The 14,727-nt window shown below is 47.1% G+C and carries 12 protein-coding genes; 11 read left to right on the forward strand and 1 reads right to left on the reverse strand.

The window, feature by feature from the left end; translation table 11 throughout:
* Window positions 1-110: 110 nt before the first annotated feature.
* The 4 genes from IJ369_RS08830 (at window position 111) to IJ369_RS08845 (ending at window position 2,958) form a co-directional block, all read left to right on the forward strand.
* A complete protein-coding gene (locus tag IJ369_RS08830; RefSeq protein ID WP_290718230.1) occupies window positions 111-1,370 on the forward strand; it encodes a UDP-N-acetylglucosamine 1-carboxyvinyltransferase in 1,260 nt (419 codons plus the stop codon).
* An 81-nt stretch (window positions 1,371-1,451) separates the two neighbouring features.
* The gene (locus IJ369_RS08835; RefSeq protein WP_290718233.1) at window positions 1,452-2,246 is read left to right on the forward strand and encodes an MBL fold metallo-hydrolase; all 795 of its coding nucleotides are present in this window, start codon (window positions 1,452-1,454) and stop codon (window positions 2,244-2,246) included.
* A 12-nt stretch (window positions 2,247-2,258) separates the two neighbouring features.
* Window positions 2,259-2,738 (forward strand): 23S rRNA (pseudouridine(1915)-N(3))-methyltransferase RlmH, encoded by a 480-nt coding sequence (gene rlmH, locus IJ369_RS08840; RefSeq protein ID WP_290718235.1) that lies wholly within the window; start codon window positions 2,259-2,261, stop codon window positions 2,736-2,738.
* Between the two features lie 16 nt (window positions 2,739-2,754).
* Window positions 2,755-2,958, forward strand: a complete 204-nt coding sequence (locus IJ369_RS08845; protein WP_290718237.1) for a hypothetical protein — start codon at window positions 2,755-2,757, stop codon at window positions 2,956-2,958.
* 147 nt (window positions 2,959-3,105) lie between these two features.
* Here IJ369_RS08845 and murC read toward each other — a convergent pair whose 3' ends face one another.
* Window positions 3,106-4,482, reverse strand: a complete 1,377-nt coding sequence (gene murC, locus IJ369_RS08850; protein ID WP_290718238.1) for a UDP-N-acetylmuramate--L-alanine ligase — start codon at window positions 4,480-4,482, stop codon at window positions 3,106-3,108.
* 350 nt (window positions 4,483-4,832) lie between these two features.
* Between murC and IJ369_RS08855 the strand changes: the two genes are divergently transcribed.
* From IJ369_RS08855 to IJ369_RS08885, 7 genes are all read left to right on the forward strand, one after another.
* Window positions 4,833-6,104 (forward strand): glucose-1-phosphate adenylyltransferase, encoded by a 1,272-nt coding sequence (locus IJ369_RS08855; protein ID WP_290718240.1) that lies wholly within the window; start codon window positions 4,833-4,835, stop codon window positions 6,102-6,104.
* A gap of 3 nt (window positions 6,105-6,107) precedes the next feature.
* The gene (gene glgD / locus IJ369_RS08860) at window positions 6,108-7,190 is read left to right on the forward strand and encodes a glucose-1-phosphate adenylyltransferase subunit GlgD (RefSeq protein WP_290718243.1); all 1,083 of its coding nucleotides are present in this window, start codon (window positions 6,108-6,110) and stop codon (window positions 7,188-7,190) included.
* 210 nt (window positions 7,191-7,400) lie between these two features.
* Window positions 7,401-8,771 (forward strand): bifunctional UDP-N-acetylglucosamine diphosphorylase/glucosamine-1-phosphate N-acetyltransferase GlmU, encoded by a 1,371-nt coding sequence (glmU, locus tag IJ369_RS08865; RefSeq protein ID WP_290718245.1) that lies wholly within the window; start codon window positions 7,401-7,403, stop codon window positions 8,769-8,771.
* Between the two features lie 107 nt (window positions 8,772-8,878).
* Window positions 8,879-9,841, forward strand: a complete 963-nt coding sequence (locus IJ369_RS08870) for a ribose-phosphate diphosphokinase (RefSeq protein WP_290718247.1) — start codon at window positions 8,879-8,881, stop codon at window positions 9,839-9,841.
* Between the two features lie 388 nt (window positions 9,842-10,229).
* Entirely contained in the window at window positions 10,230-11,207 is a 978-nt protein-coding gene (locus IJ369_RS08875) for a 2-hydroxyacid dehydrogenase (protein WP_290718249.1), read from the forward strand.
* Window positions 11,208-11,367: 160 nt separating this feature from the next.
* Complete coding sequence (gene pth / locus IJ369_RS08880; RefSeq protein WP_330612985.1) at window positions 11,368-12,090, forward strand: aminoacyl-tRNA hydrolase; 723 nt, start codon at window positions 11,368-11,370, stop codon at window positions 12,088-12,090.
* On the forward strand, window positions 12,087-14,727 hold a 2,641-nt coding region (locus tag IJ369_RS08885), incomplete at its 3' end, for a transcription-repair coupling factor (RefSeq protein WP_290718250.1). The genes pth and IJ369_RS08885, both read left to right, overlap by 4 nt.

A 14,727-nucleotide genomic window follows, 5' to 3' on the forward strand; every position in this document is an offset into this window, starting at 1 on the left:
TAGGGCGAAATATAGAGAAAACGACTATTTTTTGAGGAACGGCGGCATTTCCGCCCGTTCAGATGATATATATTGTCCTTTTGGAAATCATTGGAAGGATGTATGTTTTTATGGATAAATTGGTTGTAAAAGGCCGTAGAAGACTGAAGGGCGAGGTTACTGTCAGCGGTGCAAAAAATGCAGCAGTAGCGGTCATCCCTGCAGCAGTAATGGCAACAGGTATCAGCGTGCTGGAAAATCTGCCTGCCATTGAAGATGTAAGAAATATCTGCCACACCATCGAAGAAATGGGCGGCAAATGCAGATTTATTGATGAACACACATTGGAGATCGATTGTAACGAAGGCGTAAGCTATAAAGCAGATTTTGAAGGCGTACAGAAAATGCGTGCTTCCTACTATCTGATCGGTGCGTTGCTGGCTCGTTATAAAAAAGCAGAAGTGGCAATGCCCGGCGGCTGCAACTTCGGCAAACGTCCCATCGATCTGCACCTGAAGGGCTTCCGTGCCCTGGGTGCCACAGTCATCGAAGAGGACGGCATGGTAAAGGCTTATGCGGAAAAACTGGTAGGTACTTCCATCTATATGGACCAGGTGAGCGTAGGCGCGACAATCAACGTGATGCTGGCTGCGACCATGGCAGAAGGCACGACAACGATCGAAAATGCAGCAAAAGAACCTCATGTTGTAGATACTGCAAACTATCTGAACATGATGGGTGCAAATATCAAGGGCGCAGGTACAGATGTCATCCGTATCAAGGGTGTTTCTGAACTGAAAGGCGCTCAGTATACCATCATTCCCGACCAGATCGAAGCGGGTACATACATGATCGCGGCAGCTATTACAGGCGGCGATGTGCTGGTGAAAAATATCATTCCCAAGCATATGGATTCCCTGACAGCGAAGCTGGATGAAATGAACGTAAAAGTGGCGGAATGGGAAGATTCCATCCGTGTTATGGCGGATGAACCCCTTCGTGCAGTCAATGTGAAAACAATGGCTTATCCCGGCTTCCCTACAGATCTGCAGCCTCAGATCGCGGCGCTCTTGGCAGTCTGCAACGGCACCAGCGTTCTGACAGAAAATGTCTGGGAAAATCGTTATCAATATATGGATGAACTGCGCAAAATGGGCGCAGATGTGGAGATCGAAGGCAGAAAAGCTACGATCTACGGCATCAGACATTTCCATGGTGCGGAAGTTGCCGCAACAGATCTGCGTGCAGGCGCGGCTATGATTCTGGCAGCGATGGCAGCAGAAGGCGAAACCCTCATCGATGGCGTTCGCTATATCGACAGAGGCTATGAGCATGTGGAAGATAAATTCAATGCTATGGGCGCGGATATCACGCGTATCAAAGGCGAATAATTACGAGAACATAATAGGCTTCGGATGTTAGTCCGAAGCCTGCTTTTTTAGGATAGTATCAGCGAAAAGAGGTGAATCATCTTGCGGCTGGAATTTTGCACTATCGCCAGTGGGAGCAGCGGCAACTGTACATATATCGGCACAGACTATACGAAAATACTCATCGACGCGGGCATCAGCGGCAAGAAGATCGAAGAAGGCCTGGCGGAACTGAAACTGACGGGCAATGATATCGATGCGCTCTTCATTACCCATGAACATGTAGATCATATCAAGGGGGCAGGTATCCTTTCCAGAAGATTCGATCTGCCTGTTTTTGCTACGGCGGAAACATGGGCAGCCATGGAAGGCAGTCTGGGAAAAATTGCGCCCAGCAATAAGCGTATTATTTATGCCGACGAAGTCTGCGCCATCAATGATATCTGCGTGAAACCCTTTGCCATTCCCCATGATGCGGCGGAACCTGTGGGTTATAATATTTTCACAGGGGAAAAGAAAGTCACTCTGGCGACGGATATCGGTCATGTGACGGATACCATTCGGGAAAGTATCGAAGGCAGTGATGTGCTGCTGCTGGAATCCAACCATGATATCGATATGCTGCGAAAGGGCAGCTATCCCTGGCATCTGAAACAGCGTATCCTGGGCGAAAACGGACATCTGTCCAATGTTGCCGCAGGGGAATTGCTGGCGGAAGTAATGACAGGAAAAATGAAGTATGTTTTCCTGGGGCATTTAAGTGATGAAAACAACAATCCCCACCTGGCCTATGAAACGGTGGAACAGATCCTGCGGAAGAAGCAGATCGAAGTAGGTACCCATGTGAAAATGGACATGGCCAGCCGTTTTCGCAATGGCGTGAAGGTGGAAGTATAACAGGAGGTCGTTATGAAAGTTACGATCGTTTGTGTTGGGAAATTAAAAGAAAAATATTGGCGGGATGCCATCGCGGAATACAGCAAGCGTCTCAGCCGTTATATGAAGCTGGAGATCATTGAACTGGCGGACGAAAAAGCGCCGGAGACCATGAGCCCTGCCCAGGAGGCAGAGGTGAAGGATAAGGAAGGCCAGCGTATCCTGAAAAATGTAAAGGACGATGCTTTTGTGGTGGCGCTGGCGGTGGAAGGGAAGATGCTTTCTTCCGAAGAGCTGGCGGATTTCATGGCAAAAAAAGGTGTCGGCGGCGTCAGCCATATGGTGTTTATCATCGGCGGTTCTCTGGGGCTGTCTCCTGCGGTGATGCAAAGGGCGGATTTTGCACTCAGCTTTTCCAGAATGACATTCCCACACCAGATGATGCGTGTGGTTTTATTGGAACAGATCTACCGTTCCGAGCGCATCCAGAGAAATGAACCATATCATAAATAAGAAGGGGAGTATAAAAATGAACAAAAAAGGCAAAATCGTCAGATTTATCGGTATCGTATGCTGGTTTTTGGCATTGTTCCTCCTGATCGACGGTCATCAGGAAAAGAAAGCAGCCAAGGAAGCGGAGGAAGCCGCACAGCAGGCAGCTATCGTAAACCAGATTGATGAAAACGGCGAAAAAACAGAAGTGGAAAGCACAGTGATCTTTCCTGCAGACTAACATATAAAACAAAAAGCCCCGAATGATTGGGGCTTTATTTTTATGTTTATTTACATATTTCTTTCCCTTCCGCAAACGATAGTTTGCGGCGTATAAGGTTCTTAGGGGATTACCCCTAAGCAGGGTTTGGGACGGATTCCCAAGGTCTTAGGGTTTCAAAAACGCTTCGCCGATTTTTACGACATCCCCTGCGCCGACTGTCAGCAGCAGGTCGCCGCATTTACAGTTGGCTTCCAGATATGCACGGATGGCTTCGAAATCGCCTACATAGCGGGCAGATTTGCCTGCCTTAGCTACTCTTTCTGCCAGCATTGCAGCAAAAATACTGCCATCGTCCGTTTCCCTTGCGGCATAAATATCTGCAATGATAACTTCATCTGCATCGCCAAAGGCTTCGCCGAATTCATCGAACAGGAATTTTGTTCTGGAGTATGTGTGGGGCTGGAATACACACCATGTGGTGTTGTGCTGAACCTTTTTGGCAGCCGCCAGTGCTGCTTTGATTTCTGTGGGGTGGTGGGCATAGTCATCGATAACCACGATGCCGTTCTTTTCGCCCTTGCGCTGGAAACGGCGTTCTGTGCCTGTGAAATGCAGCAGACCCTTGCGGCAGTCCTCTGCGGAAATGCCTAGATAATGGGCAGATGCGATGGATGCCAGCGCGTTTATGATATTATGGTCGCCGGGTACGTTCAGGTGGAAATTGCCAAACAGTTTCCCTTTGTAATATACATCAAAGGTGTTTTTGCCGTCGGGTTCATGGATGATGTTTTTTGCCTGCCATGTAGCGCCATCTTCCTCCAGACCGAAGGTTTCAACGGCGCAATCCAAACCTGCTGTCAGCTCTGCTACGTTGTCGATCTCCTGATTGATAACTACGACGCCCTTTGCAGGTATACGCTGGGCAAAAGCGTGGAAGGAACGGCGGATATTTTCCAGGTTTTTGAAATAATCCAGGTGGTCGGTTTCCACATTCAGGATAACGCCGACCAGGGGATTGAACTGCAGGAAGCTGTCGCAATATTCGCAGGCTTCTGCCACAAAATAGGGAGAATGGCCGATTTTCAGATTGCTGCCGATGGTGGGCAGAATGCCGCCAACGGTGATAGTAGGGTCTGTATCTGCTGCCAGCAGGATCTCGGAAACCATGGAGGTTGTGGTCGTTTTGCCATGGGTGCCGGCTACGGCAATGGAATTGTTGTATTCCGCCATGATATCGCCCAGAAGATGGGCTCTGTCCATCAAGGGAATGTTTTTCGCCATTGCTGCCTGATATTCAGGGTTATCGGGGTGGATCGCTGCCGTATAGATCACCAGATCCACATCGTCGGTAATGTTTTCTGCTTTATGGCCGAAGTTGATGCGGATGCCAAGGCTCTGCAGATGTTTTGTTACAGGTGTTTCCTTGATATCTGTACCGGAGACTACGCAGCCGCGGTCTGCCAAAATTTCTGCCAGGCCGGACATGCTGATGCCGCCGATGCCGATGAAATAAATATGTTGATCTTTTTTGAATGCTGTCATGTATTATCGCCTCAATTTCTATGAGATGTTTTGGGTTCGTTTTTGTTTCGATTTTATCGGTCATATTTTGTCTATCATTATAGTATACGAAACCTGGAAAGGCAATGTTTTGTGGGTGTATTTTTATATTTTATACAGAAAAACCCAAAAATAAACCTGGCAGAATGCGATCGGATTTTGGGAATTTTTTGCCAAAAACCAAATAAAAACTGTAAAAATCAGGTGAAATTTCGTTATAAATTTAGTGGATAATCTTTGCATCTTTGTATTCTTGTGCTATAATGAGGGATACAAAGTGCAATGCTTTAGTACATATATACAACCTGAAAAGATAGGGGTGTGGATAAAATATGCGTAAAAAAGAAATGATAGCAATGTTATTGGCAGGTGGTCAGGGTAGCCGCCTGGGTGTGCTCACAAGAAAAGTGGCAAAACCCGCTGTGGCTTACGGCGGTCGTTATCGTATCATCGATTTCCCTCTGAGCAACTGCATCAACTCCGGTGTTGACACTGTAGGCGTGCTGACACAGTATCAGCCTCTGCGTTTGAACCAGCATATCGGTATCGGTATTCCCTGGGATCTGGATAAGAAAAACGGTGGCGTGACCATTCTGGCGCCCCATGTAAAAACAGGCGATTCCGGCGAATGGTTCAATGGTACAGCCAATGCCATCTACCAGAATATCGATTTTATCGACAGCAACAATCCTGAATATGTGCTGATCCTCTCCGGTGACCATATTTATAAAATGGATTACTCCCAAATGCTGGCATTCCATAAGGAAAACGGCGCAGCAGCAACTATCGCTGTTATGGAGGTTCCTATGGATGAGGCAAACCGTTTCGGTATCATGAATACGGAAGCGGGCGACAAGATCTATGAATTCGAAGAAAAACCCGCGAATCCAAAGAGCAATCTGGCTTCCATGGGTATCTATATCTTTACATGGGATAGACTGCGTGAAGCCCTGATCGAGGATAACTCCGTTCATCCCGACAGTGACTTCGGTAAACATATTATCCCTAAAATGCTGGATGAAGGCCAGCCCATGTACGCATGGAGATTCGACGGCTACTGGAAGGATGTTGGTACCATCCAGTCCTACTGGGAATCCAATATGGATCTGATCCGTACATTGCCCGAATTCAATCTGTATGAAGATTTCTGGAAGATCTATACAAACAGCGATCATCAGCCTCCTCAGTATACAGCGGCAGGCGCGAAGGCAGAAGAATCTCTGCTGTCTGATGGCTGCGAAGTATATGGTGAAGTATATCGCTCCATCCTGGGCCCCGGTGTTATTGTAGAAAAAGGCGCAGTGGTCAAGGATTCCATTATCATGACCGGTACAGTGATCGGCGAAGGTGCGCTGGTAGATAAGTGCGTCATCGATGAAAAATGTAAGATCGGCAAAAACGTACAGATGGGCGTTGGGGAAGATGTTCCCAACGAGCTGAAGCCCAATATTTATAATACAGGCATCACTGTTCTGGGCATGAACAGCATCGTGCCCGATGGCGTAATGCTTGGCAAAAACTGTGTGATTTACGGAAAAACTGTCGCTGAAGACTATCCTGAAGGCAGACTGGAAAGCGGCAAATCTGTTGTTCGGGAGGTGTAAATCATGAAAGCAATCGGTATTATTCTGGCAGGCGGCAACAATGACGGCAGACTGGGGGTCCTGACTGACCACAGAGCAGCAGCGGCGCTGCCCATTGGCAGCTGCTATCGTGCCATTGACTTTACATTGAGCAATATGACCAACAGCGGTATCGGTAAGGTGGCTGTTCTGACACAGTACAATTCCCGTTCCCTGAGAGACCATCTGACATCCTCCAAATGGTGGGATTTCGGCAGAAAACAGGGCGGTCTGTTCGTATTCACGCCTTATACAAGCAATGAAGGCTCCACATGGTTCCGTGGTACTGCGGACTCCATTTATCAGAATATGACATACCTGAACCGCAGCAATGAAGAATATGTTGTGATCACATCCGGTGATTCCATTTATAAGATGGACTACCGCAAAGTGATCGAACAGCATGTGGAAAAAGGCGCGGATATCACTGTTGTTTATCAGAGAAAAGAGAAAAAGGATCTGTCCAAATTTGGCGTACTGGAAATGGATGCTGACGCTAAACTGATCGGTTTTGAAGAAAAACCCGAAGAGCCCAAATCCGATGCAGCTTCCCTGGGTATCTATGTGATCTCCAGAACACTGCTGATCGATCTGCTGGAACAGGCCATCCCCGAAGGCAGATATGACCTGGTTAAGGATATCATCATCCGTTTCATCCATACACTGAAGATCTATGGCTACGAATATGACGGTTACTGGAGTGCCATCGGCGCAGGCACAGCGGCTTATTTCGCAACCAATATGGATTTCCTGAATAAAGAGATCAGAGATCACTTTATCAATGAATATCCTTATATTGAAACAAAGCCTAAGGATGAACCCCCTGCAAAATATAATAAGGGCGCAGATATCACAGATTCCATCGTAGGTGCCGGTGCGATCTTCGATGGCAAGGTAGAACATTCTGTGATCTTCCGTAAGGTTCGCGTGGGCGCAGGTGCGGTCGTGAAAAATTCCATTCTGATGGAAGGCTGCCAGATCGGCAAAAACTGTGTGGTTGAAAATGCGATCCTGGATAAAGATGTTGTTCTGTCCGATGGTCAGAGAATCATCGGTGCTTCTTCTTAAGAACCTGCAGTTCTGAAAAAGGGCACAGTGCTTTAATGAAATAACCAAAAGAGAGTAGGAGAATTCCTACTCTTTTTTTGTGCCGCGCAGTAATTTTTTAGTAAAAGAGTATATTGAATTTTATGGGGAAAAATGAGAAAATAAGCTATCTATGTATACAATATCAGTATAAACATTCACGCTGAAAAACCAGCGGAGGAGGAAAAATAAATGAAAAATCTGAAAGCGATCATTCTGGCAGCTGGCGAAGGCTCCCGTATGAAATCCAAAAGACCCAAAGTGCTCCATGAAATTCTCAATAAGAGCATGGTTGATTATGTTATCGATACAGCGAAGGGCTGCGGTGCAGAAGATGTTTGCGTGGTAGTAGGCCATAAAGCAGAATTGGTAAAGGAAGGCATCAGATCCGAAGGCGTTTCCTTTGCGCTGCAGGCAGAACAGAAGGGGACAGGCCATGCAGTCATGATGGCAGGCGATTTTATTGATGAAAACAGCGATATGCTGATCCTTTACGGCGATACACCCCTGATCACAGGGGAAACATTGGCAAAGCTGGTGGAAGTACACCGTGGGGAAGCACACAGCGTAACCGTTGTTTCTTCCAAAGTAGAAGATCCTACAGACTATGGCCGCATTATGAGAGACGATCATGGCGGCTTCCAGCGTATCGTAGAACACAAAGATGCTTCTGATGCAGAACGTTTTATCAATGAGATCAACACAGGCATCTATATTTTTAATGGTAAAGAGCTGAAAGAATCTCTGGGCAAACTGGATAACAACAACGCCCAGGGGGAATACTACCTGACAGATTGCCTGGAACTGATCCTGAAGGCGGGCGGTAAGGTGGAAGCTGTGATTGCCAAGGATGCCGATGAATTTTTCGGCGTAAACAGCCGTGTACAGCTGGCGGAAGCAGCGAAGATCATGAAAAACCGTATCAACCGCAAACACATGGAAAACGGTGTTACCATCGTTGATCCCGAAAACACATACATCGGCAGCGACGTTAAGATCGGCATGGATACAGTGATCCTGCCCGGTTGTGTGCTGGAAGGCAATACAGAAATTGGCGAAGACTGTGAAATCGGCCCTAATTCCAGACTGACAGATACAAAACTGGGCAATGGTGTGAAATTCCAGACTTCCACAGCCATTGAATCCGAGATCGGCAACGAAACGACTGTAGGCCCTTATGCATATATCCGCCCCAACTGCCACATCGGCAACAAGGTAAAAGTTGGCGATTTCGTTGAAGTGAAAAATTCCACCATTGGCGATGGCACAAAGATTCCTCACCTGTCCTATGTAGGCGATACAGACGCCGGTGAAAAGATCAACTTTGGCTGCGGCAGCATCATGGTAAACTACGACGGCAAGAAGAAACACCGTACCACCATCGAAGACAATGTTTTCGTTGGCTGCAACGTAAACCTGGTGGCTCCCGTTACCGTGAAGAAAGGCTCCTACATCGCTGCAGGTTCCACCATTACAAAGGATGTGCCTGAGGATGTGCTGGCAGTTGCCAGAGCAAGACAGCAGGTCATCACAGGCTGGACAAAGAAGAGAATTGACGGATAAATTGAAAAAATTGTCGAATTGCAGTTGAATTTGACCGTTTTTCGGTGTAACATAATATTGTATGGGCTTATATTACCTAAAGACATATTTTATAGGGGGACAAACACATGCTTAATTCCGGCATCAGCAACATCAAAGTTTTTGCCTGCAACTCCAACAAAGAGCTGGCAGAATCTATCGCAAGCAAACTTGGCCTGAAACTGGGTGACTGCGAAGTAGAAAAATTCAGTGACGGCGAAATTTCCGTAAAGATCAATGAAACGATCCGCGGCGCGGATGTATTCATCATCCAGTCCACATCTTATCCCGTAAACGACAACCTGATGGAACTGCTGATCATGATCGATGCAATGAAACGTGCATCCGCAGCAAGAATCACAGCAGTTATGCCTTACTATGGCTATGCTCGTCAGGATAGAAAAGCAAGAGCAAGAGATCCCATCAGTGCAAAACTGGTTGCAAATATCCTGACAAGTGCGGGCGCAAGCCGTGTGCTGACAATGGATCTGCACTGTGCACAGATCCAGGGCTTCTTTGATATCCCTGTAGATAACCTGGTCGGCAGCCCTCTGCTGACAAGCTTCTACATCAATAAATACGGCGAAGACCTGGAAAGAGATTTCGTTGCAGTTTCTCCCGACCTGGGCAGCGTAACAAGAGTTAGAAAATTCGCTGAAAAACTGAATATTCCCATCGCGATCATCGACAAACGCAGACCCAAAGCAAACGTGAGCGAAATCATGAACATCATCGGTGAAGTGAAGGGTAAAAAGGTTATCCTGATCGACGATATGATCGATACAGCAGGTACCATCACAAACGCTGCAAACGCGCTGAAGGAAAGAGGCGCCATCGAAGTTGACGCTTGCTGTACACATGGCGTACTGAGCGGCCCCGCTCTGAAGAGAATCCAGGATTCCGCTATCAATGAACTGCTGGTTCTGGATACCATCGAACTGCCTGAAGAAAAGAAGATCGACAAGATCACAATGGTTTCTGTTGCTGATATGTTTGCAGATGCCATCAGCTGCATTCATAAAGGTGTTTCTATTTCTCAGCTGTTTGATTGATTTTGAGAAAAACAGTTTTTTGACAAAATCGCAGAAAAAAACTCCCAATCCTTTGGATGGGAGTTTTTCTTTTTATTCACTGAAAAATAGTGCAGCCGAGATGGGTTTTTCTGGTGAATTTTGGGTAAATAAAATAATATCCAAAAACTGGCGTTGCAAGTTGTCTGGAAACCGTGTTTTTTTTATCATTTCAGGAAAAAAGCCTTCGGCAAAACTTACAATTTTATGGGAATACGGTTGACAAAAAAGGTGAAATAGATTATATTGTTAAAAGTAAAACAAGCAGAGGAGGACAATATCTCCATGCGCAGTCCGGAGATAACTCTGTTTGCTATAAAATTTTACTATCCACTTATCAAATTTTTAAATTTTTAGGAGGAAGATACCAATGAAAATTGCATTTTTCGACACAAAATCTTACTGGGTTGACGGTTTTGCACCCCTGGCAGAAAAATACGGCTATGAAATCACATTCATCAAAGAAAGACTGACACCCGCAACAGCTCACATGGCTGCTGGTCACGATGCTACATGCTCTTTCGTAAACGATGAACTGCCCGCAGAAGTTGTAAAAGAACTGAAAAACCTGGGTATCAAAGTTATCCTGCTGCGTTGCGCAGGCTTCGACAGCGTTGATCTGGAAGCTGCTAAAGAAGCTGGTATCCCCGTTCTGCGTGTACCCGCTTACTCTCCTGAATCCGTTGCTGAACAGGGCGCAGCTCTGCTGATGGCTGTTAACAGAATGTCTCACCATTCTTATGCAAGAACAACAAAATTCAACTTCGATATCGCTGGTCTGACAGGTATCGCTCTGGTTGGTAAAACAGCTGGTATCATCGGTACAGGTAAAATCGGTCAGTGCATGATCAACATCCTGAAAGGGTTCGGCATGAACATCATCGCATACGATGCATTCCCCAACCCCAACCTGGGTCTGGAATATGTAACTCTGGACGAACTGTACGCTCGTGCTGACGTTATCTCCATCCACTGCCCTCTGATGCCCGCTACAAGACACATGATCAACGCAGAAGCTATCTCCAAAATGAAAGATGGCGTTATCTTCATCAACGTTGCTCGTGGTGCTCTGGTTGACTCCGAAGCTCTGGCAGACGCTCTGGATGCAGGCAAATTCCGTGGCGTAGGTGCTGACGTTTGCGAAAAAGAACATGAATACTTCTTCGAAAACTGCGAAAACGCTGAAAAAGACCCTACACTGGCAAGACTGCTGGCTAACCCCAGATTCCTGCTGTCCGGTCACCAGGCATTCCTGACAGTTGACGCTCTGAATGCAATCGCTACAGTAACACTGGACAATGCAAAAGCATTCCTGGCTGGCGCAGAACTGGTTAACGAAGTAAAATAATCTAATTACATAATTAGAATTTTCGAACGGGTACATTTGTACCCGTTCTTTTTTTGTGCTATAATAGCCCCGAGAAATGAACAGAATAGGATTGATTGAAACAGCTCTAATTTTTTGATTAGGGCATTTCGTTGTGTATAGAATAATAGGAGGAATTTTCATGGGTTTATTTGACAGATTCAGAAACCAGGAAACGAAAGGGCAGGAATTTTACTGCATCGTTGGCCTGGGCAACCCCGGCAGAGAATATGCAGAAACCAAACATAACGTTGGTTTCAAAGTCATCGACAAGCTGGCGGAAAAATATGATATCAAAGTAGATAAATTTAAAAACAAGGCATTCGTGGGTGATGGTACGATCCGCAACAAACGAGTGCTGTTGGTGAAACCCCAGACATATATGAACCTGAGCGGCGAAAGCGTAAGAGAAATCGTAAACTTTTATAAAATCCCCCAGGAAAGATTCGTGGTTATTTTCGATGATACCAGCCTGCCCTGCGGCAGTGTGCGCATCCGCGAAAAAGGCAGCCATGGCGGCCATAATGGCATCCGCAACATCATTGATCAGATGGGTACCGATGCATTTTACCGCATTAAAGTGGGCATCGGTGAAAAGCCCAGCGGTTGGGATCTGGCGGATTATGTTCTGGCAAAATTTAACCCTGATGATCTGCCTGCCATGGAAGAAGGCATGGATAAGGCTGTGCAGGGCGTGGAAATCATGCTTTCCCGTGGCATCAAGGATGCGGCAAATCGCGTGAACCAGAAAGCAAAAACTGCGAAAAAGCAGAAAGAAAAAGAAGAAGCGGCAAAAGCCGAAGCAGAAAAGAAAGAATCCGAAACAAAAGAAGAAACAAAAACTTCTACCGAGGTGAAGGAATGATGAAAGCCCTGACAGACCCCCTGCTGGAACTGGGAAGCTTTCGGCAGGTTTTGGAAGGAATTGAAAAGGGAAACACCCCTGTTTTTGCAACAGGGGTCATTGATGCTGCAAAAAATCATCTGGCCTATAGTCTGAAGGAGCAGACCAAACGCCCGCTGCTGTTTTTGACCTATAGCGAGCTGCGGGCAAAGGAAATCCTGGAAGACCTGACCTTCTTCGAAAAGGACTGCGTCTATTATCCTGCGAAAGATATCCTGTTTTACAGCGCCGATGTCCATAGTATGGAAATGAACCGCCAGCGTTTTCTGGTGCTGGAACGCCTGCTGAGAGGGGAATGTCCCGTCATTGTGGCATCCATGGAAGCTCTGCTGGATAAATATCCGAAAAAAGAGGTTTTTGCATCCTTCCAGATGAAGCTGAAGGTGGGAGATATCGTGGAAATTTCCGACCTGACCAGAAGACTGGTGCTGATGGGTTACGAGAGAGCAGAACTGGTGGAAAGCCCCGGACAGTTTACCCTTCGCGGCGGTATTCTGGATATCTGGTCTTTGACGGCGGAGGATGCCGTCCGCATCGAATTCTGGGATGATGAGATCGATTCCATCCGCAGTATGGATGCCCAGAGCCAGCGTTCTGTAGATAAACTGGAGGAAACGGTCATCTTCCCCATGCGGGAAATCGTCTATGAAGAAGAACAGGCTGTTTCCGCAGCAGATAAAATCGTAAAAGAATTTGTGAAAACCCTGAAAAATTTTGAGAAAAAGGGGGAAGAAGAGGCGGCAGAACGCCTGCGGGAGCATGTGGGTGAGGATGCGGAACGCCTGCGGGCGGAAAAGACCCTGCCTGCAGTAGGCGCATACGTGGATTATTTTTATGAGGAAACCGTCAGCCTGCTTTCCTATTTGCAGGAAAATACCCTCTTGATTTTCGATGAACCGGAACGCATCCGGGAACACATGGACATCCTCATGGAAGAATATCAGGAAAGCGTGAAGGGGCGTATCGCCCAGGGTTACCTGCTGCCCGGGCAGAGCCATATGCTCTATGACTATACGTCCATTTTGCGCCAGGCGGAATCTTTTGCTACCGTCCTTTTTGCAGGTCTGAGCCAGAGAACGGTGGATTTCCACCCCAAGGTGATGGTGGATTTTGCTGTCCGTTCTACGCCTTCCTTCCAGCAGAGGGCAGACCTTTTCTGTGAAGAATTGGAATACTTGAAAAAAAGCGGCTTCCGTACCCTTATCCTTGCCGGCAGCGGCACCAGAGCCCAGCGCATGGCGAAGGAACTGGTGGAAATGGGGCTGGAAGCAGTTTATATAGAGGATTTGGAAAAGGAAGTGCCAAAAGGCTCCGTATGGGTGGCAAAGGGCAGCCTTTCCAAGGGTTTCCGCTATGATTTTATCGACTTCGCCGTTTTTTGCGACAGCGAATTATTCGGTGGAAAAGAAAAGAAGAAAAAGAAAAAACGCAAGAAAAATGGCGCAGCCATCGAAAGCTTTACCGACCTGCACATTGGCGATTATGTGGTACATGATAATCACGGCATCGGTGTCTTTCGTGGGTTGGAAAAAATCTCCGTGGATGGCGTGCAGAAGGAGTATATGAAAATTTCCTATCGGGATGGGGGCAATCTTTTTGTGCCCGTCAACCAGATGGATATGGTGCAGAAATATATTGGTACCGGCTCCGCGGCGCCGAAGCTGAATAAGCTGGGCGGTCAGGACTGGGCAAAAGCAAAAGCCAAAGCCAGAAAAGCCGTGCAGATCATGGCGGAGGATCTGGTGGCGCTGTATGCAAAACGAGCGGCAGCAAAAGGCTTCGTTTATGGCTCCGATACCGTATGGCAGAAGGAATTTGAGGAAAACTTCCCTTATGAAGAAACAGACGACCAGCTGAACGCCATCGAAGATGTAAAGAAAGACATGGAAAGCAGCAAGGTCATGGACAGACTGATCTGCGGCGACGTTGGCTATGGCAAAACGGAGGTTGCCATCCGCGCGGCCTTCAAGGCGGCACAGGAAGGTAAACAGGTGGCATTCCTTGTGCCTACTACCATCCTTGCCCAGCAGCATTACAATACCTTCGTGCAGAGAATGGCGGGTTATCCTATTAAAATTGAATTGCTTTCCCGTTTCCGTACGCCCAAGCAGCAGAAGGAAAGCCTGCACAACATGGAACGGGGCTATTCCGATATTTTGATCGGTACCCACCGCATTTTGTCGAAAGATGTGAAGTTCAATGATCTTGGTTTGATCATCGTAGATGAAGAACAGCGTTTCGGTGTGGCACACAAAGAAAAACTGAAGGCTCTGCGGGAAAATGTGGACGTGCTGACCCTTTCCGCAACGCCCATTCCCAGAACGCTGCACATGAGCCTGGCGGGAATTAGAGACATGAGCCTGCTGGAAGAACCTCCCCAGGAAAGACATCCCATCCAGACTTATGTCATGGAAAACAACCCTGAATATATCCGCGAGGCTATCCATCGTGAAATCAGCCGCGGCGGACAGGTGTATTATTTGTATAATCGCGTGGAATCCATCAGCGAGGAAGCCTTCCGCATCCAGAATCTGGTGCCCGATGCCAACGTGACATACGCCCACGGGCAGATGTCCGAACGAGAACTGGAACGCATCA

The organism is Anaerotignum sp. (assembly GCF_017483025.1).
Lineage (GTDB): Bacteria > Bacillota > Clostridia > Lachnospirales > Anaerotignaceae > Anaerotignum_A.